Source organism: Hymenobacter seoulensis (assembly GCF_054780535.1).
The window spans coordinates 220,800-239,771 of record NZ_BAAGWD010000003.1; the positions used below are offsets into that span (position 1 = coordinate 220,800).

The 18,972-nt window shown below is 58.4% G+C and carries 13 protein-coding genes; 6 read left to right on the forward strand and 7 right to left on the reverse strand.

All coding sequences use genetic code 11. The annotated features are described in order from the left end of the window. Window positions 1-10: 10 nt before the first annotated feature. Both ACYVHC_RS14570 and ACYVHC_RS14575 read right to left on the reverse strand, forming a co-directional pair. Window positions 11-1,543, reverse strand: a complete 1,533-nt coding sequence (locus tag ACYVHC_RS14570; protein ID WP_460614491.1) for a RagB/SusD family nutrient uptake outer membrane protein — start codon at window positions 1,541-1,543, stop codon at window positions 11-13. 63 nt (window positions 1,544-1,606) lie between these two features. Then, on the reverse strand, window positions 1,607-4,687 hold the full coding sequence (locus ACYVHC_RS14575) for a SusC/RagA family TonB-linked outer membrane protein (protein ID WP_460614492.1): 3,081 nt from the start codon (window positions 4,685-4,687) through the stop codon (window positions 1,607-1,609). A gap of 720 nt (window positions 4,688-5,407) precedes the next feature. On the opposite strand from ACYVHC_RS14575, the gene ACYVHC_RS14580 reads away from it, so the two are divergent. Both ACYVHC_RS14580 and ACYVHC_RS14585 read left to right on the forward strand, forming a co-directional pair. Next, window positions 5,408-6,490, forward strand: coding sequence for a sensor histidine kinase (locus ACYVHC_RS14580; RefSeq protein WP_460614493.1), 1,083 nt, complete (start codon window positions 5,408-5,410; stop codon window positions 6,488-6,490). Beyond that, the gene (locus tag ACYVHC_RS14585; RefSeq protein WP_460614494.1) at window positions 6,468-7,202 is read left to right on the forward strand and encodes a LytR/AlgR family response regulator transcription factor; all 735 of its coding nucleotides are present in this window, start codon (window positions 6,468-6,470) and stop codon (window positions 7,200-7,202) included. The genes ACYVHC_RS14580 and ACYVHC_RS14585 overlap by 23 nt, the downstream gene beginning before the upstream one ends. Before the next feature lie 102 nt (window positions 7,203-7,304). Here ACYVHC_RS14585 and ACYVHC_RS14590 read toward each other — a convergent pair whose 3' ends face one another. Both ACYVHC_RS14590 and ACYVHC_RS14595 read right to left on the reverse strand, forming a co-directional pair. Further along, on the reverse strand, window positions 7,305-8,639 hold the full coding sequence (locus ACYVHC_RS14590; RefSeq protein WP_460614495.1) for a DUF4270 family protein: 1,335 nt from the start codon (window positions 8,637-8,639) through the stop codon (window positions 7,305-7,307). Continuing rightward, window positions 8,632-9,630, reverse strand: coding sequence for a Kelch repeat-containing protein (locus tag ACYVHC_RS14595; RefSeq protein WP_460614496.1), 999 nt, complete (start codon window positions 9,628-9,630; stop codon window positions 8,632-8,634). The genes ACYVHC_RS14590 and ACYVHC_RS14595 overlap by 8 nt, the downstream gene beginning before the upstream one ends. Before the next feature lie 253 nt (window positions 9,631-9,883). Between ACYVHC_RS14595 and ACYVHC_RS14600 the strand changes: the two genes are divergently transcribed. After that, window positions 9,884-10,786 carry a histone deacetylase family protein gene (locus tag ACYVHC_RS14600; RefSeq protein ID WP_460614497.1) on the forward strand — a complete coding sequence of 301 codons (903 nt, stop codon included), beginning with the start codon at window positions 9,884-9,886 and terminating at the stop codon, window positions 10,784-10,786. 46 nt (window positions 10,787-10,832) lie between these two features. Next, the gene (locus ACYVHC_RS14605) at window positions 10,833-11,849 is read left to right on the forward strand and encodes a J domain-containing protein (protein ID WP_460614498.1); all 1,017 of its coding nucleotides are present in this window, start codon (window positions 10,833-10,835) and stop codon (window positions 11,847-11,849) included. A 66-nt stretch (window positions 11,850-11,915) separates the two neighbouring features. Here the strand turns inward: ACYVHC_RS14605 and ACYVHC_RS14610 are convergent, their stop codons facing one another. Together ACYVHC_RS14610 and ACYVHC_RS14615 are read right to left on the reverse strand one after the other, a co-directional pair. Further along, window positions 11,916-13,370: a phytoene desaturase family protein gene (locus ACYVHC_RS14610; protein WP_460614500.1), complete on the reverse strand. Its 1,455-nt coding sequence runs from the start codon at window positions 13,368-13,370 to the stop codon at window positions 11,916-11,918. 34 nt (window positions 13,371-13,404) lie between these two features. Continuing rightward, a complete protein-coding gene (locus tag ACYVHC_RS14615) occupies window positions 13,405-14,298 on the reverse strand; it encodes an alpha/beta fold hydrolase (RefSeq protein WP_460614501.1) in 894 nt (297 codons plus the stop codon). 288 nt (window positions 14,299-14,586) lie between these two features. Here ACYVHC_RS14615 and ACYVHC_RS14620 point away from each other — a divergent pair, with 288 nt between their 5' ends. Continuing rightward, window positions 14,587-16,311: a hypothetical protein gene (locus ACYVHC_RS14620; RefSeq protein ID WP_460614502.1), complete on the forward strand. Its 1,725-nt coding sequence runs from the start codon at window positions 14,587-14,589 to the stop codon at window positions 16,309-16,311. A gap of 196 nt (window positions 16,312-16,507) precedes the next feature. Beyond that, window positions 16,508-17,512 (forward strand): MBL fold metallo-hydrolase, encoded by a 1,005-nt coding sequence (locus tag ACYVHC_RS14625; protein WP_460614503.1) that lies wholly within the window; start codon window positions 16,508-16,510, stop codon window positions 17,510-17,512. A gap of 526 nt (window positions 17,513-18,038) precedes the next feature. Here the strand turns inward: ACYVHC_RS14625 and ACYVHC_RS14630 are convergent. Continuing rightward, window positions 18,039-18,956: an arginase family protein gene (locus ACYVHC_RS14630; protein ID WP_460614504.1), complete on the reverse strand. Its 918-nt coding sequence runs from the start codon at window positions 18,954-18,956 to the stop codon at window positions 18,039-18,041. Between the last annotated feature and the right edge of the window lie 16 nt (window positions 18,957-18,972).

Consider the following 18,972-nt stretch of genomic DNA (forward strand, 5'->3'; position numbering starts at 1 on the left):
TTTCAACAGCCTAGTAACCAGGGTTCTGCTTGATGTTCGGATCGATGTCGATATCGCGCTGCGGAATAGGTAGCAGCTTCGACACGCCCAGGCGGAAGTTGGTGAAGTCGGAGTCGCGGCTTTTCAGCTCATCGATGCCGGCCTGGTCATCCATCAGGCCCCAGCGCAGGATATCAAACCAGCGGGTTCCTTCGCCTGCCAGCTCTTTGGCCCGCTCCATGCGGTTAATCTGACGGAGCTGTGCCTGCGAATACGTGCCGGTAAGCGGCGCCAGGTTAACTGACTGACGCGTACGCACCTGGTTGATCAGAGGCAGCGCATCAGCTGGCTGCCCCATTTCAATGAGGGCTTCGGCCTGCATCAGCAGCACATCGGCATAGCGGATTACGCGGTGGTTGATGCCGGACGTGAAGTTCTCATTGACGCGGGTACGGTCGTTGAGATACTTGCGCCAGTACTGCTGATTGGGGTTCCAGTTCCACTCAGCAAAGGTTTTGCCGTAGAACTTATCGGGGTTGCCCGCATGAATAATGCTGATGTCGCGGCGGGGGTCAATGCGGTGACGCGTGGTGCTGCCGGGAACAAATGCCACCGTCGAGTCTTTGTACTCATCCAGCAGCCAGCGGCGGGGCTGTACGTCGGCAAACGTGGGGCCGGGAGGGCCGAAGAAGTTCGGACGGTCGTGACTTTCCGAAGCGGAGGCATTGTCCTGCCCCTGCCCTACTTCCAGCACCGCACCCGTAAACTGCACTTCAAACACCGACTCCGAGTTGTTCTCGTTATTGTCGGTGAAGTTATCGAGGTAGTTGCTTACCAGCGAGTACTGGCCTGAGCCAATGATTTGCGTGAACAGCGCCGAGGCATCGGCCCACTTACGCTGCTGCATGTACACTTTAGCCAGCAAAGCCTGCGCCGCACCTTTCGTAGCCCGGCCTTTTTCCGCGTCGCCATAGGAAAGCGGCAGGTCCGGAATAGCGGCTACTAGGTCAGCAATAATCTGGGCTTCGCCCTGGGCAACAGTTGCCTGGGGCGCCCGGGTGGCTACCGTAGGCTCTACCGTAATCAGGGGCACGTTGCCGAAAAAGTATACCAGGTCGAAGTACGACAGCGCCCGTACAAACCGAGCTTCCGCTACCAAACGCTTCCGGATGGTTTCGTCCATCTGAATGTTGGGTACGTTGGTAATTACCTGGTTCGTACGGTAGATGGTGCGGTAATAGTCGTTCCAGGCGAAGGAAGAGATAAAGAAGTTATTGTCGGGGGTGACGAAGCGCGTGAAGTTGGCCAATTCCACGAAGGGGCTCTGGCTGTACGACTCATCGGAGCGGTGCGCCATAAAGTGCCAGCTGCGGTAGTAGCAGGCAAACTGCTGCAGGCCGGAGTAGCAGGCATATACGCCCTTAATGGCATCATCCTGGGTTTTCCAGAATGAGTCGGTAGTCGGAGCGTTGGGGTTGGTTTGATCGAGCAAATCTTTTTCGCAGCCGGTAGCTACTAAAAGGCTTCCTGCCAGCAGCAGGGTTGCTATCTTATTTGATTTCATGTCAGAGAAGAGAAGACGTTTTGAGTTAGAGCGGCTTACCGAAGTCCGTCGCTCAGTCCTGATCTAGAAGTTTACCTGCAGGCCGCCAGTGAAGCTGCGCACGTTGGGGTAAGAGCTTACATCGACGCCGCGGCTATAGAAGCCGGTTCCTGTGATTTCCGGATCGAAGCCCGTGTAATCGGTGATGGTAAACACGTTGCGGCCCGTAACGTACAGGCGCACAGCCCCCAGGCCCGACATGCGGTTGGTCAGGGATTTGGGCAGCGTGTAGCCTAGCTGAATGTTGCGCAACCGCATGTAGGAGCCGTCCTCGAGCCAGCGCGTGGTGTTGAACATGGCGTTGGAAGACGCGGCCAAACCCAAATCTCCGAGGCCCCCACCCTGCAACAGGCGCGGCGTGGTAGTAGAAGGATTTTCAGGCGTCCAGGGCGTTACGTCGGCATTGTAGTTGTTGGGGCCGTTGTAGCTTTCCAGGTCGCGGCGGGCTTGGTTATAGACTTTGTTGCCGCTGGCCGAGTTCAGGAACACCGACAGATCGAAGCCTTTGTAGGCCGCCGTCAGGTTCAGGCCCATTACCAAGTTCGGGATGGATTTGCCGGCAAACACGCGGTCGGCGTTGTCGATGCGACCGTCGTCGTTTACGTCGCGGTAGCGCACATCACCAGCCGAGGCGTAGGGCTGAATAATGGTACCATTGGAGCTCTTGTAGTTCTCGGCTTCACTATCCGACTGGAAAATACCGTCGAACGGAATCAGGAAGAACTCACCCAGCGAAGTACCCAGCTGCGAGCGGGTTACGCCTTCGCCACCACCAAAAGTCTGACCTTCCACGGGCACGGCCGTAATCTTGTTTTTTACGGTTGTCAGCGTGAAATCAGCGCCGTAGGTGAAGGCGTTGCGGTTTTCGTGGTAGCCCAGGGCTAGTTCAAAACCCCGGTTTTCAATGTCGCCAGCGTTCTGGAACAGATCCCGCCCGAAGTGACCTAGGTAGGTTAGTACCTGCACGGGGGCTAGGGCATTACGGGTTTGCGAGATGTAGTAGTCAGTCGACAGGCTGAATCGGTTTTCAAGCAGACCCAGGTCGAGACCGATGTTCTTGGTGTAGCGTTCTTCCCACTTTATATTAGGGCTGTTCAGTGCCAACTGCGTAGCGCCGTTCACAATGGTTTGGCCCGTACCAATGACATAGTTCACGTTCTGGCCAATTGTTGCCGCCGTGAGGTAGTTATCGTTCAAGGCATCATTGCCATTAGCCCCATAGCTGGCGCGCAGCTTCAGATTGTTAACCGCGGGCAACGCATCCTTGAAGAAGTCTTCCTCACTGATCCGCCATCCTACGGAAGCGGCGGCAAAATTACCCCACCGGTTTTGCTCCGTGAACCGAGATGAGCCATCGCGCCGGCCGCTGATAGAGAGCAGATAACGGTTTTTGTAGTCGTAAGTAGCCTGTGCGAAGAATGAGCGCTTGGTGTAGCGAGCACTACCGCCCCCAATAATGCCCTTCTCGGAACCAGCGCCTAGTTCAAAATAGTACTGAGGCGAACTGGTAAAGCCTTGAGCTCCAGCTTGTATGTTGTGCTGTCGATAGCTTTGCTCGGAGTAGCCACCTAGGGCATTGATGGTGTGGTCGCCGAAGGTTTTGTTGAAGTTCAGCGTGTTCTCCGCCAGCAAGAACACATCGTAGCCCAGGAACTCGTTGAGCGAGGAAGTATTGATTTCGGTGTTCTGACGCAGAATACCAGACTTTTGGGCATCGGCGTTGCTGTACGTGTGGCCATCCATGGCCAGATTCAGGCGGTACGTCAGGAAATCGAAGATGGAGAAGTCGGCACTTACGTTACCGGCCAGGCGGTTGTCGTTCTGGGTGCGGCGCAGCAGCTGCTGGGCCCCGATGGGGTTGGTAGCAAACGTATTCAGGATAGGCGAGCCCGTACCAAATCCGCCTTTGTTGGCCGGATCGTACACCGGAATGCTCGGAATCATGATCAGCACGTCAATGAACGGCGCGCCATTGAGCAGAGTCGTATTCAGGTGCGTAAACTGCACGTTTTCCTGAAACTTCAACCGGCCCCGGGTCAGGCCCGAGTTCACGCGCAGGCTATAGCGCTTGAAATCAGGACCTTTTACAATGCCTTCCTGGTGGAAGTATTCGCCCGAAACCAAGAAGTTGGTAGCCGTTTTCTCGCCCGTTGAGCCGCCCGAAAACGAGAGGTTGTAATCTTCGATTACGCCGGTCTGGAAGAACTCTTTCTGCCAGTCGGTGTCCACGTTAGGGTTGAACGCTCCGCCCGGGCCTTTCACGGCGCCGGCCAAGCTGTTCTGGCCCGCGTTTAGGGGGTCGAGGCCGGCGTTGGCATAGGCGCCCACTGCCCGGTCAGCCCACTCGCTGGCGTTGGTGAGGTTATACTGTTTGTATACCTGGTCGAAGCCGCGGTAGCCGTTGAAGCTGATGGAAGGCGTACCGGCACGGCCTTTTTTTGTGGTAATCTGCACTACCCCGTTGGCACCCCGCGAGCCGTACACGGCCGTTGAGGAAGCGTCTTTCAGGATAGTGAGGCTCTCGATGTCGTTCGGGTTCAGGTCGCGGATGTTATCCGTCCACAACCCGTCAATCACGTACAGCGGGGCGCTGCTGGCGTTGCCGAGCGTACCAATGCCCCGGATGTTGATGATAGGAGCAGCACCAGGACCGCCGGAACCCGTTACCTGCACGCCCGGCAGGCGGCCCTGCAGGGCCTGGGTAGCGGTAGCTACCGGAGCTTTATTGGCTTCCTTTACATCGAGGCTGCTTACGGCGCTACTTACGTTCTGGCGGTTTTCGGTCAGGTAACCTACTACCACTACCTCTGACAGCGCGCGGCTATCGGGGGCCAACGACACGTTTACAGAAGTACGGCCGCTTACGGGCACTTCCTGTGCCGTGTAGCCTACAAAAGAGAAGAGCAGCGTAGCATTATCAGGAGCCGTCAGGGAGTAACGCCCGTCGGCATCTGTTTGGGTGCCGGTGGTAGTGCCTTTTACAATGACGTTGACGCCGGGAATACCAGCGCCCTTTTCATCTACTACCCGGCCCGTTACGGTAACGTCGGGCTGGGCTACTTCAGTGGCCCGAACGGCTACAGGCGTCCCCGCAATTTCTGCCAAAGCAGGCTGCAGAGGAAGGCAGCAAAGCAGAGCCGGAACAGTTAGCCGGCGCATTCTGGGTACAGGCTTTTTCATGAATAGTGTGGGAATTGAGGTGAGATTAACACAATCGTTTGTGTGTAGTAAAAATTCCACAATCGTTTGTGTACAGATTCAAAAAAAAAGGCGTTGTGAAAAAGGTGATGAATTACTCAGGGAATGGTGAACCGGGTTTTTAAGCAGGAAATGCGGTTTTTTGTTTTCGACCTGAGAATCGGTTAGTAAGGTTGGTAAAATCACAACAAATACCAAACAAATTATTCTGTTATCTGCTCGGCAAGGTGCTGCTCTCCCGGCATTACACAAACCTGAGGTAGAGCTTGTGAGTAACCACTTCATTACCGGAGGTAGCTGCCTTTACCTCCGAAAGGTTTGTGCATTCCGGCAGGGCTGTTCCGCGGTGCTGCCACCGCTAGGCACTAGGGTAGCTATGGCAAGAAACCGAGCCCGGACCGAGTGCCGCGTCGAGGGAATGGGCCGGTTGGCAGATGTTTTGGGGACCTTCCCGCAGGCAGGAACTACGTTTGCACGAGTACTTGCTGCCGATGAGCCAACAGCCTCTATACCTTTCTACTATTTTTCCTGCCTGATGGAAAAGCTCTTAGCAACTTCCTTTTTACTAGGCCTCACAGGAGCGCAAACCCGTTTTCTTCGGGGCGCGGCCCATAGCATTTCGATTTCATGAATCTTTCTCAGCCCCGAACCCGCTGGCGGCAGGTGCTCCATGTGATTGTGCACGTTACCGCCTGGATAGCAGTGGCCACCCTGCCACGCTTGCTTTCCAGCAACCCTCCCCCCTTTCGGTTGGGCAGCTTGCTGTTGCCACTCACGCTGGCCGGGTACTTCTACCTGAATTATTACGTTCTGATACCGCGCCTTTTTGCCCGGAAGCGGTTTGCGTTGTATTTCCTGGTAGCGCTAGGCCTGCTCGGGCTGGTGTATCTGCCGATGCTGCTGCATATGACCGGCCTGCTGCACCCAACGGGGCCCCACCACCTAGGGCCGCCGCCCGGGCCTCCTCCTTCGGGCGAGCATTTCTCTCGCCCGCCGCGGGGACTGTGGCTGATTGGGGTGCTGGCCTGGATTGTGAGCAGCGGCATGCGCATTACCAGCGAATGGTTTGAAACAGAGAGGGCCCGGCGCGAACTGGAGAACAAGCACCTTACAGCTGAGCTGGCGTTCCTGAAGTCGCAGGTTAGCCCGCACTTTCTGTTCAATACCCTCAACAACATTTACACCCTAGCGCACCTGAAATCCGACGACACGCCCGAAGCCATTATGCAGCTCTCGCACCTGATGCGCTACATGCTCTATGAGTCAGAGGCGGCGCGCGTACCGCTGGGGCGCGAGGTAGACTACCTGCGCAACTATATGGACCTGCAGCGCCTGCGCCTCGACCCCGACCAGGTGAATATTCAGCTAACCATAGATGGCCCGCTGGAGGGCCACCTGATTGAGCCCATGCTGCTGATTCCGTTCGTGGAAAACGCATTTAAGCACGGCATCAGCTCCCAGCATTTCTCTCGTATTGCCGTACACTTGGCAGTGCAAAATCAGCAGCTCTTGTTTACCGTCCAGAACTCCTTATTTCCGGTTTCCGGCACCCACGATCCAAACTCGGGCATAGGATTGCCGAATGTGCGCCAGCGCCTAAACCTGCTGTACCCTGACGGGCGCCACCACCTGACCATTGCACAAACCTCCACTGAATTTATGGTAGAACTGATCTTAACCTTGGCCTATGCTCCGGTGCCTGCTAGTTGATGATGAACCCTTAGCCCTGCGCCTGCTAACCAGTTATGTGGAGCGTGTGCCCTTTTTGGAACTGGCAGGCACCTGCCGCAGCGCCCTAGAAGCCATGACGGTACTGCAGCAAGAACCCGTAGATGTGTTGTTTCTGGACATCCAGATGCCTGACCTGACGGGAATAGAGTTTGTGCGCAGTATGCAGCCCCAGGCCCTGGTTATTTTCACAACGGCCTATGAGTCATACGCGCTGGAAGGCTTTAACCTGAATGCCGTTGACTACCTAGTAAAGCCCATTGCGTTTGAGCGGTTTGTGAAGGCAGCCCAGAAGGCCCAAGACCGACTAGCCCCTAAACCTGCCGAACCGGCGGCCAGCCTGCCCGCTCCGCCGGCTCCGGCTCCACCAGCCGAAGACTACATCTTCGTGAAGGCCGACTATCACACACAGCGCCTGAATCTGCGCGATATTCGCTATCTGGAAGGTTTAAAAGACTATATCAAGATATACGCCAGCGGCAAGCCCATTCTCACGCTCAATTCCCTGAAGGCGTTCGAGGACCGCTTACCGTCGCAGGATTTTGTGCGCGTGCACCGCTCCTATATCGTGGCGCTGGCCCACATCGACTCCATCCGCAAAAACCGCATCTACATGGGCGAAACCATTATTCCCATTGGCGACTCGTATGCCGATGCGTTTCATAAGCTGATCGAGGAACGCAACATGCACTAGCCCCTCACTGAGGCTCAACCCACCAAGCACTTCCGCCGACAGAGGGAAAGTAGGCTTACAGGCACCTGCTTTTCCTCTGTCGGCGGAAGTTGTGTGTGCTTGCTACTGTACTCGCGTTAGGTAGAGCCCCAGGCGAATAGGATTGGTGGCATGACCAGAGCAGCCGAGCACCACGCGTTCAGGCGTGTCGAGGGAGTTGGGGGCTAGCAGAATGCCTTCGTTGGCTACTTCTCGTTTCAATAAGGCCTCGAGGTACGGCTGAAGCGCGAAGGTATAGCTGCCCTGCTCCAGATTGGTGCGCGGTGAGGTTCCGACTGAATAGGACCCTAGTAACTGCGTGCCATCTGGCCCAGCCAGGTACATGCCGGGTTGGTTGGCGCGGTTGGTGGTTTGGGCAGTTAAGGTGCTGGGCGCAGGTAGCAGGTGGTTTTCGCTGCCGTTTACCGTTTCCAGCGTGAGGGTAGCACCATTGATTACCCAAGTACGGCCCAGCATATTAAGGTTGAGCAGGTATGGAATTTCAACTTTGGTTTGCAGCCCCAGCCCGCCTTGCACGTAGGTTTCCGCGGCCGTTAGGGTACTAGGTATGCTTTGGCGGGAAGCCGAAAGCGTGCTCAGCAGCGTACTGCGGCGGTCAGCCTGCAACTGGTAGAAATGTCGCTCACCGCTCAGGGCCGTGAAGCTATAACTCACGGCCTCTGTGGGCGCTGCCGGAAGATGGTAGTGCAGTTGCAACACCAAGTCAGTGGAGGTAGCCAGAAAGCGCACCAAAGCAGCATTATCAGCTGAGGCGGGGGCCAGCACCAGCCCCGGCAACAAGGCTTCCAGCTCAGCATCGCTAGAAATCTGCCTTCGGATTCCGGCTTGCAACAGTTGTTGCCCTAGGGCATTGGAGAGGCGAAACCGCAAGGAGCCAAGCCCCGATTTCGGCAAAAACGCGTGCATACCCAGTGGCGTAGCATTATAAGGCAGCGCGCTGATGCTGTAATATTTTTGAGCCGGCCGGATGGCATCCTTAAGTTGATGTACCTGCACATGCTGCAGGTGGGTAGTATCGCCGTAGCGGTACGTATCGGTGGGAAGCGTTAGGGTTAGTGAGTCGTACTGCGCCGTTACATCGGGCATGAAAGCACCGCTACCTAGCCCTAGCCGCACATAGCTGCGGGCCGTAATGGTGCCTAGTCGCGCATCGGTGTACTGGCCCACCAGCAGGTAGTTGCTGGAGGAAGTCTCCACCGAATCGATGAGTACCGTGGATGTCCGGACCGTGAACGTATCCACGTAGACCGTGCCCGAAACGGGGTCTACTGACAATTCAGCGCCCAGGTCAGAAGTGGTTTCGCAGCTACTCAGCAAACTCGGCAGCAGTAGCAGCGCAACCAAGCGGGCGGCTGCCCCGAAGAGCCACCGCTCCGGTTCTTGGCGTCCGTTACTCATCGGTGGCGGTGGGGTCTAGCTCCCAAAAGTCATCGAGGCGGGTACTGCCGGTGGTGCCTAGGCCCACATAGCCTTTGCTGCCCAGCCCAAAGCCCACCGATTGCATACGCGCCGAGCCGCTAAAGCCTGTTTTCAGGGCCCAGGTGTCCGCCGTTGGGTCATATACCCAGCACGAGGTCAGGTAGCCGCCGCTGTTGCCCAAGGCCACGTAGCCCAGGTTATGGATGACAAAGCTCACGGCGTTGGTGCGGGGCACGTTGCTGTAGTCGTAGTCCTCGTCGGTGTTGGCCGTGAGGGTACGATGCTCCGTCCATTGCTCCGTGGCGGGGGTATACGACCATACATCCGACAGGGTCAGGCCATTATCGGAGCCCGTCAGGATGTAGCCCTTGTCTGAGAGCGTGAAAGCCACGGCTCCAATGCGTTTGTTTCCTCCAAAGCTGGGCTTTTGCGTCCATTGGTCGGTGGCGGGGTCGTACTGCCAGAAGTCCTTTTTGAAGTTGCCATCGTAGCCAGTACCCACGTAGCCTTTCTCCTGAATGGTGAGTGCCACGGCGCCATAGCGGGCTGAGCCGGCAAAGTCAGCCTTTTGCGTCCATTTGTTGGTAGCGGGGTTATACTCCCAAAAGTCTTTGAGCTTGTTCACGCCATCGGTGCCAGTGCCCACGTAGCCTTTGCCGCCGGCCGTAAAAGCCACCGCCTGAAACCGCGCTACCCCCGGAAAATCAGCAATCTGGCGCCAGGTGTTGGTGGCCGGAGTGTACTCCCAAAAGTCCTGGAACTTCTCCACGCCATCGGTGCCCAGGCCCACGTAGGCCTTGCCATCAAGGGTGAAGCTAACGGCCGAGTTGCGGGCTAGCCCCTCAAACTGCGAGCGGCTGGTCCAGGTGCCCAGCACTTCATCGGTGGGGTCCTCATCATCGGAGGAGCAAGAGGTTAGATTCCAGGTGAGCGCCAGCAGCAGCCAGAGCAGGACACGGGGATAGTTCATACGTATGGTAGTTGTTGTTTGCGGGGTAGAGCACTAAGCACCCGCAGCAGGTTGCAGCCGAAAAGGCCCTCCCGGCCCTACAAACGTATTTCAGGCGGGCTGCTCCCCTCGCCTTACCTCTACCAATTGCCGGTTAATCCAGACGACTCTCCTCTTTTCATCGGCTGTTTCCGTTTGAGAAAAAAATGCGTTTTGGGTGAAAAAAAGTTGAAGAACCCCGGCTCATCTTATCTGTTTCTGTGCTTTCTCCCGCATGCCCTGCCTCGCTACTTCCGACCGTTATAGTATTCAGCTGCCCGCCGGCCACCGCTTCCCCATTGCCAAATACGCCCTGATTCGGGAACAGCTGTTGTGGCAGGGCATTGCCCCCATTGAGGATTTTTATGACCCCGGCCTCTGTCCCGAAGACGATATTCTGCGAGTGCATGCAGTGGAGTATTGGCACCGGGTGCGCGACTTGCAACTGTCTGCAGCAGAAGTGCGCCGACTGGGGTTGCCGCAAAGTACCGAGCTAGTGCGCCGTTCCCTGAGCAGCTCGGCCGGCACGCTGGAATCGGCAAGGCGGGCGCTGCAGGATGGCATTGGCCTGAGCTTAGCGGGCGGCACACACCATGCTTTCCGAGACCGGGGCGAGGGGTTTTGCGTGCTCAACGACATTGCCATTGCGGCGGCCCACTTGCTCCACCACGGCTTGGCCCGCCAAGTGCTGGTAGTAGACCTGGACGTGCACCAAGGCGATGGAACCGCCAGCATTTTCCAGGGCGAGCCACGTGTGTTCACCTTTTCCATGCACGCGGGCGCCAATTACCCCTTGCGCAAAGAACAGTCGGACCTGGATGTGGCGCTGGACCTCGGCACCGATGATGCAACGTATCTGGGTATTTTGCAGGAAACGCTGCCTAGGCTGCTAGAGCAGGTAAAGCCTGATTTTGTCTTTTTTCAGGCCGGTGTAGATGTGCTGGCAACCGACAAGCTGGGCAAGCTGGCCCTAACACAAGCCGGCTGCCAAGCGCGCGATGCCTACGTACTAGGCCTCTGCCGCCAGCAAAGCCTACCCGTAGCCGTGAGCATGGGCGGCGGCTACTCCGAGCAGCTCCGCGACATTGTAGATGCTCACTGCAATACTTTTCGGGTGGCCTATGAGCTGTATGGCTAACGGCCCCCTAGCAGCAGGCACCGCGCCAGGCTCGTACCTTTGCCGCATGGATTTGCACAACCCCTTCACTGACCTACCTGCCGCTAACTCCCTCCCCGTTCCGGCCGCCGCCCCCGCGCCTGGCAGTCCGGCCCAGCAAGCCTTTCGGGCGGCGGTAGAGCAGGTTGAAGGCTTACGGCAGCGGCTGCAGGAACTACAGGCCGAGCAAGCGGAAGCCCGCCGCCGCTACTGGCAGCAGGTAGGCCCGGCGGCCGCAATGGTCGTTGAGGCCCGTCGTGCGTTGTTCGGCCCGCTGGAGGAAGCGCTCCTTTTCGACTTCTTCAGCCGCCTGGAGCACCGCCAGATTCAGGACGTTATTGTTGGGAATGCGCGGGCCTTGCAAAACCGGTTTGGCGAAGACGCCGCCGATATTTTGCGCAAATACGCGCCGCGGCGCCGCGTAGAGGAAGATGATGATGCCGAAGAGCTCGCCGCGCCTAGCCCTAGCCCCGACATCGACCCCAACCTGCCGCCCCACGAGCAGGCTGCTGCAGCGGCCCGAGCCCGCCGCAAAAGCAAAGCCCAAAAAGCCCAGGATAGCGCCGCAGAGCAAGCCAAAGCCCAAGAGCAGCAGCTGCTCTCAAACACCAAAACCCTGTACCGGCAGCTGGCCCGCATTCACCACCCCGATCTGGTTCGCGACACGGCCGTGCAGCAACAGAAAACCGTATTGATGCAGCGCATCACGGAAGCCTACGAAACTAACGACCTCTATACGCTGCTGCAATTGCTCTCCGAATCGGGCCCGGCCAACGCCGCCGATGACGACGTGCTGACCCGCTACACGCTAGCCCTGCTGCAGCAACAAACCGACCTTAAAAAGCAGTTGAATGAGCTGAAGTTCGGGGATAATGGCTTCTTCGGGAGTACCGGCAAAAAGCGGGAGCAGGAAATTCGCCAGCTGAAGCGCCACCTGCGCGCCGAAGCCGACTACCTGGCCCACGTGCACCAATTGATTCAGGAACCCCAAGGCTTGCGCGAAGTACTGCGCGGCCTGGCCGCCGAGGGCCACGAAACGATTTAGACCACTAGCAACCCTAGCCAGGGCTTGCGCCTAGGTGCTAAGTTGCCTCAAACCGGTTCTGCCTGATCACCGACCTTTGTACAAGGGCGAAGCTGCTAGCCCGAACACGTCACGCAACGCGCGGCGGGCGGCGTGATAGCCGCACATACCATGTACGCCGCCACCGGGAGGCGTGGACGAGGAACAGAGGTACAGCCCCGGCTTGGAGGTACGATAAGGCGAAGCGCGCAAAGCCGGCCGCGTGAAAAGCTGCGTAATATCCAGCAGCCCCCCGTTAATATCGCCGCCCACGTAATTGGGGTTGTGGGCCTGCATTTGTGCCGTATCGAAAGTATGGCGGCCAATAATTCGTTCCCGGAAACCAGGGGCGAAACGCTCTACCTGCTGCTCAATTGCTGCCGTCATGTTCTGGCGGGAGCCATTCGGAACGTGGCAGTAGGCCCAGGCGGTATGCTTACCCGCCGGGGCGCGGCTCGCATCTAGGAGGCTTTGCTGGGCCAGCAGTACAAATGGCTTTTCTGGGTGCTGGCCCTGCGCAGCAGCTTTTTCGCTGGCCGCAATTTCTTCCAGCGTATTGCCTAGATGCACCGTGCCCGCTTGCCGGCATTCAGGCGCCGTAAACGGAATTGGGCCATCCAGGGCCCAATCAATTTTATACACGCCCATGCCGTAGCGGTAGCGCCGCAACTGCCACTGATAGATGGTAGAAAGGCTATGCCCGGCAATCTGCAGCAGCTGGGCCGGCGTCACGTCTAGGAGCACGGCGCGCGCTTTGGGTAGCTGGCTCAGGGAAGTAATGAAGGTGCCGGTTTCAATGTGGCCGCCCAGGGCCGTAAAGTGAGCCACCAGCGCATCAGCAATGCGCTGCGAGCCACCTTTGGGCAGCGGCCAGCCCTGGCGGTGGGCGGCAATCAGGAGCACCAGCCCAATGGCGGAAGTGGTAAGGTTGGAAAGCGGCTGGATGGCGTGAGCCGCCATGCCGGCAAACAATCCGCGCGCCTCCTTCGTCTGGAAATAGTGGGTAAGCGCTGTGGCAGGCAGTAGGGCGGGCAAGCCAAACCGGGCCATATGTAGCGGATGCTTCGGAAACTGTAGCGGCGCCAGCACGTCGTTCGCAATGCTGGGCCACTGTGCCACCAGGGGCGCCAGCAACTGCTCGTACGCACGCGCATCCATTCCAAGTCGCCGCGCCGTATCGGGCAGCGACATAGTAACTGCCGCGGCAGTGCCATCATCGAAGGGATGCGCGGCGGCTACTAGGGGCGTGAGGTACTCCAGGCCATACTGAGCTAAGGGCAGCGTCTGAAAAAAAGGCGAGGCGGCGGCCAGCGGATGAATGGCCGAACAGATGTCGTGGTGAAAGCCGGGCAACGTGAGCTCGGCCGTACGCAGTCCTCCGCCCAGCGTATCTTTCCCCTCAATCAACAGCACCGATAACCCCGCCTGCCGCAAGACAATGGCTGCGGCCAGCCCATTTGGTCCGGAGCCTACTACCACGGCATCGTATTCAGGGTTGGTCATGCAGGCAGCTTGTGTGAGGGAGTGGTGCTGCTAATTAGGCTAAAAAATCGGTTACCTGCTTAATTATATCCGGGTCGCGCATGATGCGGTTGTGGCCGTGGCCGGAGGTAGCACGAAAGTCGAGCCCGGGCCAGCTGGCGGCTAGCTCCTGCGCTTCGGTGAACGGGATGCTCTCGTCGTCGGTGTCATGAATGAGCAGCGCGCGGTCGGCGGGGAAGTTGCGGCCAGTTTGCACAAGGCTGAAGCTCTCGGCGTCGCGGCCGTTCTGCTCCTGCACATAGCGGTTCATGCGGCGCACTACAGCCGCTGGCAGCTGCAATAGCTGCGCAAAGCGTTGGGCTACTGCGGTAGTGCTGGCCGGCACACTCAGCAGCACCAGCCGCTCCAGGCGCCCGGAAGTAGCTTTGTTGAACCGAACCGGAATACCCGCCGTAGCGGCCCCGCCCAGCGAATGCGCTACTACCCCATACACTTCGCCTAAAGTATCGGCCACCGCCTCTACGGCATACGCAAAGGAAGGCAGGGTAGTGCGCGAACCATACGAAGCGCCGTGGGCCGGCCCATCCAGGGCTACCACCCGAAAGCCGCTCGCTACCAGCCCGCGCGCCATAAAGCCCCAAAAGCTGGCCCGGTGCTCCCAGCCGTGCACCAGCAGCACGGTGCGCGTACCAGTGGGGTTCCACTCGTAGGCCGCTATATTACCCCGCTTGGTGGGCACCCAAAACTGACGGGCATCAGCAAGCGCCGCCGCTTCCCATTTTTTTTCGGGCAAGCGGCGCGGCGTCGTAAACAGCTTCCAGGCCGCCCCGAATGCCCACTCTGTTGATACCGCCGCCTGCACCCGCAGTTTCAGGCGCAGCAAGCGAATTCCGGTGGGTGCTGAGGGGTAGCGGTTTACAGGGGCAAGAGGTTCGGCAAGGTTCGTCATCAGCTGCAAATATCCTTCGCCAGATCTTAAGATGCCCTTTTATCAAGCGGCAGTCCAACCACTTTGGCCTTTCCGGGAGCCTAGTACTGCTGCTCTTGCCAACGCCCAATCCCTAATCCAGACCAGCAGTTACAGCTAAAACGAGGCAATTTTGGCTACTTTTCTACCTTTGCCCGGCAGCACAGCTTTAGCTGTTGGCTGCTGTGCCGTTTTCTTTTCGGCGGGGCCGTATGTAAGTTGCCCCCCTGAAAACTGCATTTCTACTGACACCTCGCGAACTATACCCGCATGAGCCAACCTACTTTGAACATCCCCGCCATGACCCTGCAACTGGGCTCGTACCAGGCCGATATCACCGCTAAACTGCAGGAGTTCAACGCCCGCAACTTCACCGCCGGATTCTGGCAAAAGCAAGCCGACCTGTGGGTGCAGGACGCCGAAGCCCAGCAGAGCCTGCGCAGCTTTATGGGCTGGCTCCGGGTAGCCGAAACCATGCTGCCCCGCGTTTCTGAAATCGAGGAGTTTGCCCAGGAGGTGAAGGCAGCCGGCTTCAAGCACGTGGTAGTAATGGGAATGGGCGGCAGCACCATGACCCCGATTGTGTTCAAGCAGGCGTTTGAGAAAGGCGCCAACGGCCTCCCCCTCTCGGTGCTGGATACCACCAACCCGGGCTCGGTGCGCGAGATTGAAGAAGCAGTACCCCTGTCCGAAACGCTGTTTGTGGTAGCCAGCAAATCGGGCACTACGGCCGAGCCGCTGGCCTTCGGCGATTATTTCTATGCCCGCCTGAAAGAGCTGAAAGGCGACAAAGCCGGCGAAAACTTCGTGGCTATCACGGACCCCGGCTCCAAGTTCGTGACCCAGGCCACGGCCGAAGGTTACCGCCGCATCTTCCTGAACTTTGCTGAGGTAGGCGGCCGCTTCTCGGCTCTCTCCTACTTCGGGCTGGTTCCCGCCGCACTCTATGGCATCGACATCAAAACCCTGCTGGAGCGCTCTATTAACATGATGCGCGCCTGCGGCGCCGATGGCGAGGTGGAGCATAACCCCGGCTTAGAGCTTGGGGTGGCCCTAGGCGTACTGGCCCAGCAAGGCCGCGACAAGCTCACGCTGGTAGTACCCGATAACCTCACCGACCTGGGCCTGTGGCTGGAGCAGCTGATTGCCGAAAGCACTGGCAAAGAAAACAAAGGCATTCTGCCCCTGGCCGGCGACCCGCTCAACGGCCCCGAGGTGTACGGCTCCGACCGCGTGTTTGTGTACATCGGGTACACTAGCCAGCCCGACGAAGCCAACCGTAGCAAAGTAGCCGCCCTGCAAGCCGCCGGCCACCCCGTGATTACCATCCTGATGAACAACCCGCTGGACTTGGGCCAGGAGTTTTTCCGCTGGGAAGTAGCTACGGCCGTAGCTAGCGCCGTGCTCGAAATCAACCCCTTCGACCAGCCCAACGTGCAGGCCGCCAAAACCGCTACCGACCAGCTGATGAAAGTGGTAGTAGAGAAAGGCGCCTTGCCCGAAGGCACCGCTCCGGTGCTGGAGGAAAACGGCATTGCCTACTATACCAGCGTTTCGGGCGGCTCGGCGACCGAGGTGCTGCGCGCCTTCTTTAACCAGTCGGAGCCCGGCAATTTCCTGTGCATTCAAGCCTACCTGCAGGAAACTCCGGCACTAAACGAGGAGTTGCAAGACCTGCGCAGCCTAGTACAGCAGCAGTTGCACATTGCCACGGCCTCTGGCTACGGCCCCCGCTTCCTGCACTCCACGGGCCAGTACCACAAAGGCGGGCCCGATGCTGGCCTGTTCCTGCAGCTCACCACCGACCACGCCCAAGACCTGCCCCTGCCCGGCCGCCCCTATACCTTCGGCACCTTCCAGAACGCCCAAGCTGCCGGCGACCTGCAGGCCCTGCACAACTACAACCGCCGCACCCTGCGCGTGCACCTCGGCTCCGCTGGCGCTGAAGCTGGGGTAGCCACCGTGTTGCAGGCTTTGCGTGAAGCGCTGGCCTAGTAAACCAGGTACTAGTCTATTCAGATTTAAAAAGCCCCAGCCGATTCGTCGGCTGGGGCTTTTTGTTTTTATGACGCTGTAATGTAGTAGCTGAACAGTAGAATTCAGGCATTTGAGCCATTACCCGGCCGTTTCCGCTACCTAATTGCTGTGGTGCCCGTATTGCTGTAGTATCGTTTCACCTACTCTTGAACTTATGGAAAAGGTTGCTGCTGGGGTTCACCAGCTCTCGATCCAACGATTTGTTAACGTATACTTTGTGGAAACCGGCTCGGCCGGCGGCTGGGTGTTGGTTGATACCGGTTTGCCCGGCTCCGAAAAGGATATTATTGCCGCCGCCGACAAGATTTTCTATCCTGGCACGCACCCTGAGGCCATCATCCTCACGCACGGCCACATGGACCACTCGGGCTCGGTGCAGGCGCTGGCTGAGCACTGGAAAGTTCCGGTGCTGGCTCACCCTCTTGAAATGCCCTTCCTGACGGCCCGCGCCGTATACCCACCCGCCGACCCAACCGTGGCTGGTGGCGGCTCCTTGGCGTTTGTAAGCCGGTTTTTCCCGCCCCAGTCTTTCCAGTTCAGCGACTTTGTACAGCCGCTGCCCACAGCTGATACCGAGCCACCCTTCCTGCCCGACTGGCAGATTCTGCACGTGCCAGGCCACGCGCCAGGCCAGATTGCACTGTTCCGGGAAAACGACCGCACGCTACTAGGGGCCGATGCCTTTGCAACCGCCAACCACGAGTCGGTACCCCAGCTGCTCCTTCAGATTCCGAGCATTAGCATTGCTGGCGCTCCGTTCAACTACAACTGGCAGCAGGTGCAGGAGTCGGTGCAGAAACTGGCCGCGCTTCAGCCTGAAGGTATTGGCTGCGGACACGGCCCCGTTATTAAGGGCCCACAAGCCGCTGCCGGCCTGCAGAAGTTAGCCGATGAGTTTAAGATTCCGGCCAAAGGACGCTATGTGCAGGACCCTGCCCGCCTCGATGAAAACGGTGTGGCCTACCTGCCGCCCGCTCCCCACGACCCGATCCGGACCAAGTTTGCCATTACGGCCGCTGGTTTAGGCGCTTTGGTAGGAGCCGCGCTGCTCGTGAAGCGTTACCAGAAGCACAAGCAAAACGACTACCCTCAGAAAACCTCTCCCCTGCCCAAGCGCGAACGGACCGAGGAAGTAATTCGCTACGAAGAAGAATACTAGGTCTGCTTCAGGCCTAGAGTCAACCGCCGCACCTTTCTCGCTTTAAGCTGGAGAGGTGCGGCGGTCTCTATTTGCCTCTGTATTCTGTTTGATAGGGTCTTTCGGCAATTGTGTTGGCAGCATCTTCCCGGCTTTCTTAGGGTTAGCAGTAACGCGGTTCAACAAGTCACGAAAGAATGCTCTACTGAGCGCAACCGAACGTCATGCTAAAAACAGAACCGACATACTAAGCAAGTGGCGCGTCAAGCCAGTGACCGAAGCATCTTACTTGGCTAACCTTACCAAAGTAACTGTCATTCCGAGCGCAGTCGAGGAATTTCGCGTGCTGGCGTTGTAATGGTAACTCAACGTCAGCACGCGAGATTCCTCGACTGCGCTCGGAATGACGTTCTGTATAATTATGATAAGTATTGCGCCTTCCGGAAATGCTGAATTACTAGGCCCTACGCTACAGCAAACCAGTAGATACTTACCTAAAGTGGCTTGGCGGAACCAACAGAAAATGTACGCCTAAAAGGGATGCTGCTTACGTGCTCAGGCCGGCAGCAACGCCCGTCAGATACGCTGTTATAATGGTAGCGGCCAGGCGGGCAGTTTGGTTGTCGCGGTCGAAGACGGGGTTGAATTCTACTACTTCAAACAGCAACACCTCCGGCTCCTTACCGGCCAGAAAAGCCGCTTCTGTGGCCTGGCGGGGCGTAAAGCCATCGGCACTGGGGGCCGATACGGCGGGCGCGTACGCTTCGGCGCAGCCATCTATATCAAAGCTCACGAAGGCAGGGCCAGCACTAGTGGCGCGGCGCAGGGCCCGGCGCATATACTCGGGCATGCCGTCTTGCTGCACGTGGGCCAGCGGCACAATAGTGGCCTGCTGCTGGTGCAGGAAGTCGATATCCTCTTTGGTATTGAGGTTGGAGTGCAGCCCGATTTCCGTGAATCGCTCCCCACTCAGCACTTCTTCGCGCAGCAGCTTCCCGAATGGAGTACCGCTGCTAATGATGCCGGGGCGGTCTTTCACGTCGGCGTGGGCATCGAGATTGATGCCGCCTACGGGCTGGCCATCGGTGGCGTCGCGGAGGGCGCGCACGGTGCTGTAGGTTCCGTCGTGCGAGCCCCCTAGTACTACCACGCGGGGGTACTGGTTCAGCAGGCGCGTTAACTCGGCCCGAATAGTCTGGTGGTTGGCTTCGTGGTCGGTGGAGTGGCGCAGGGGTAGGTTGCCTGCATCGGCAATGCGCAGCGCATCCAGGCTCACATTGTGTTCTAGGTTGTAGGTTTTGTGGTAGCGGCGCAGCTCCCGCCGGATGGCATCGGGGGCGCCGGCGGCACCGGCGCGGCCGCCTTCCAGTACGGTTCCAAAATCAAGGGGCAGTCCCACTAGGCACACATCGGCCTGGGGCAGCTCGGCGGCGGGGCGAATAAGGTCACGAAGAAAGGTGGGCATGCCCCAAATGTAGGAG

What these genes read in the sequence shown, in the direction of transcription:
- ACYVHC_RS14600 (WP_460614497.1), top strand. Translation starts at nt 9,884, where the DNA reads ATGCCCTGCCTCGCTACTTCCGACCGTTATAGTATTCAGCTGCCCGCC.
- ACYVHC_RS14590 (WP_460614495.1), bottom strand. Translation starts at nt 8,639, where the DNA reads ATGAGTAACGGACGCCAAGAACCGGAGCGGTGGCTCTTCGGGGCAGCC.
- ACYVHC_RS14570 (WP_460614491.1), bottom strand. Translation starts at nt 1,543, where the DNA reads ATGAAATCAAATAAGATAGCAACCCTGCTGCTGGCAGGAAGCCTTTTA.
- ACYVHC_RS14580 (WP_460614493.1), top strand. Translation starts at nt 5,408, where the DNA reads ATGAATCTTTCTCAGCCCCGAACCCGCTGGCGGCAGGTGCTCCATGTG.
- ACYVHC_RS14585 (WP_460614494.1), top strand. Translation starts at nt 6,468, where the DNA reads ATGCTCCGGTGCCTGCTAGTTGATGATGAACCCTTAGCCCTGCGCCTG.
- ACYVHC_RS14625 (WP_460614503.1), top strand. Translation starts at nt 16,508, where the DNA reads ATGGAAAAGGTTGCTGCTGGGGTTCACCAGCTCTCGATCCAACGATTT.
- ACYVHC_RS14620 (WP_460614502.1), top strand. Translation starts at nt 14,587, where the DNA reads ATGAGCCAACCTACTTTGAACATCCCCGCCATGACCCTGCAACTGGGC.
- ACYVHC_RS14610 (WP_460614500.1), bottom strand. Translation starts at nt 13,370, where the DNA reads ATGACCAACCCTGAATACGATGCCGTGGTAGTAGGCTCCGGACCAAAT.
- ACYVHC_RS14615 (WP_460614501.1), bottom strand. Translation starts at nt 14,298, where the DNA reads ATGACGAACCTTGCCGAACCTCTTGCCCCTGTAAACCGCTACCCCTCA.
- ACYVHC_RS14630 (WP_460614504.1), bottom strand. Translation starts at nt 18,956, where the DNA reads ATGCCCACCTTTCTTCGTGACCTTATTCGCCCCGCCGCCGAGCTGCCC.
- ACYVHC_RS14595 (WP_460614496.1), bottom strand. Translation starts at nt 9,630, where the DNA reads ATGAACTATCCCCGTGTCCTGCTCTGGCTGCTGCTGGCGCTCACCTGG.
- ACYVHC_RS14605 (WP_460614498.1), top strand. Translation starts at nt 10,833, where the DNA reads ATGGATTTGCACAACCCCTTCACTGACCTACCTGCCGCTAACTCCCTC.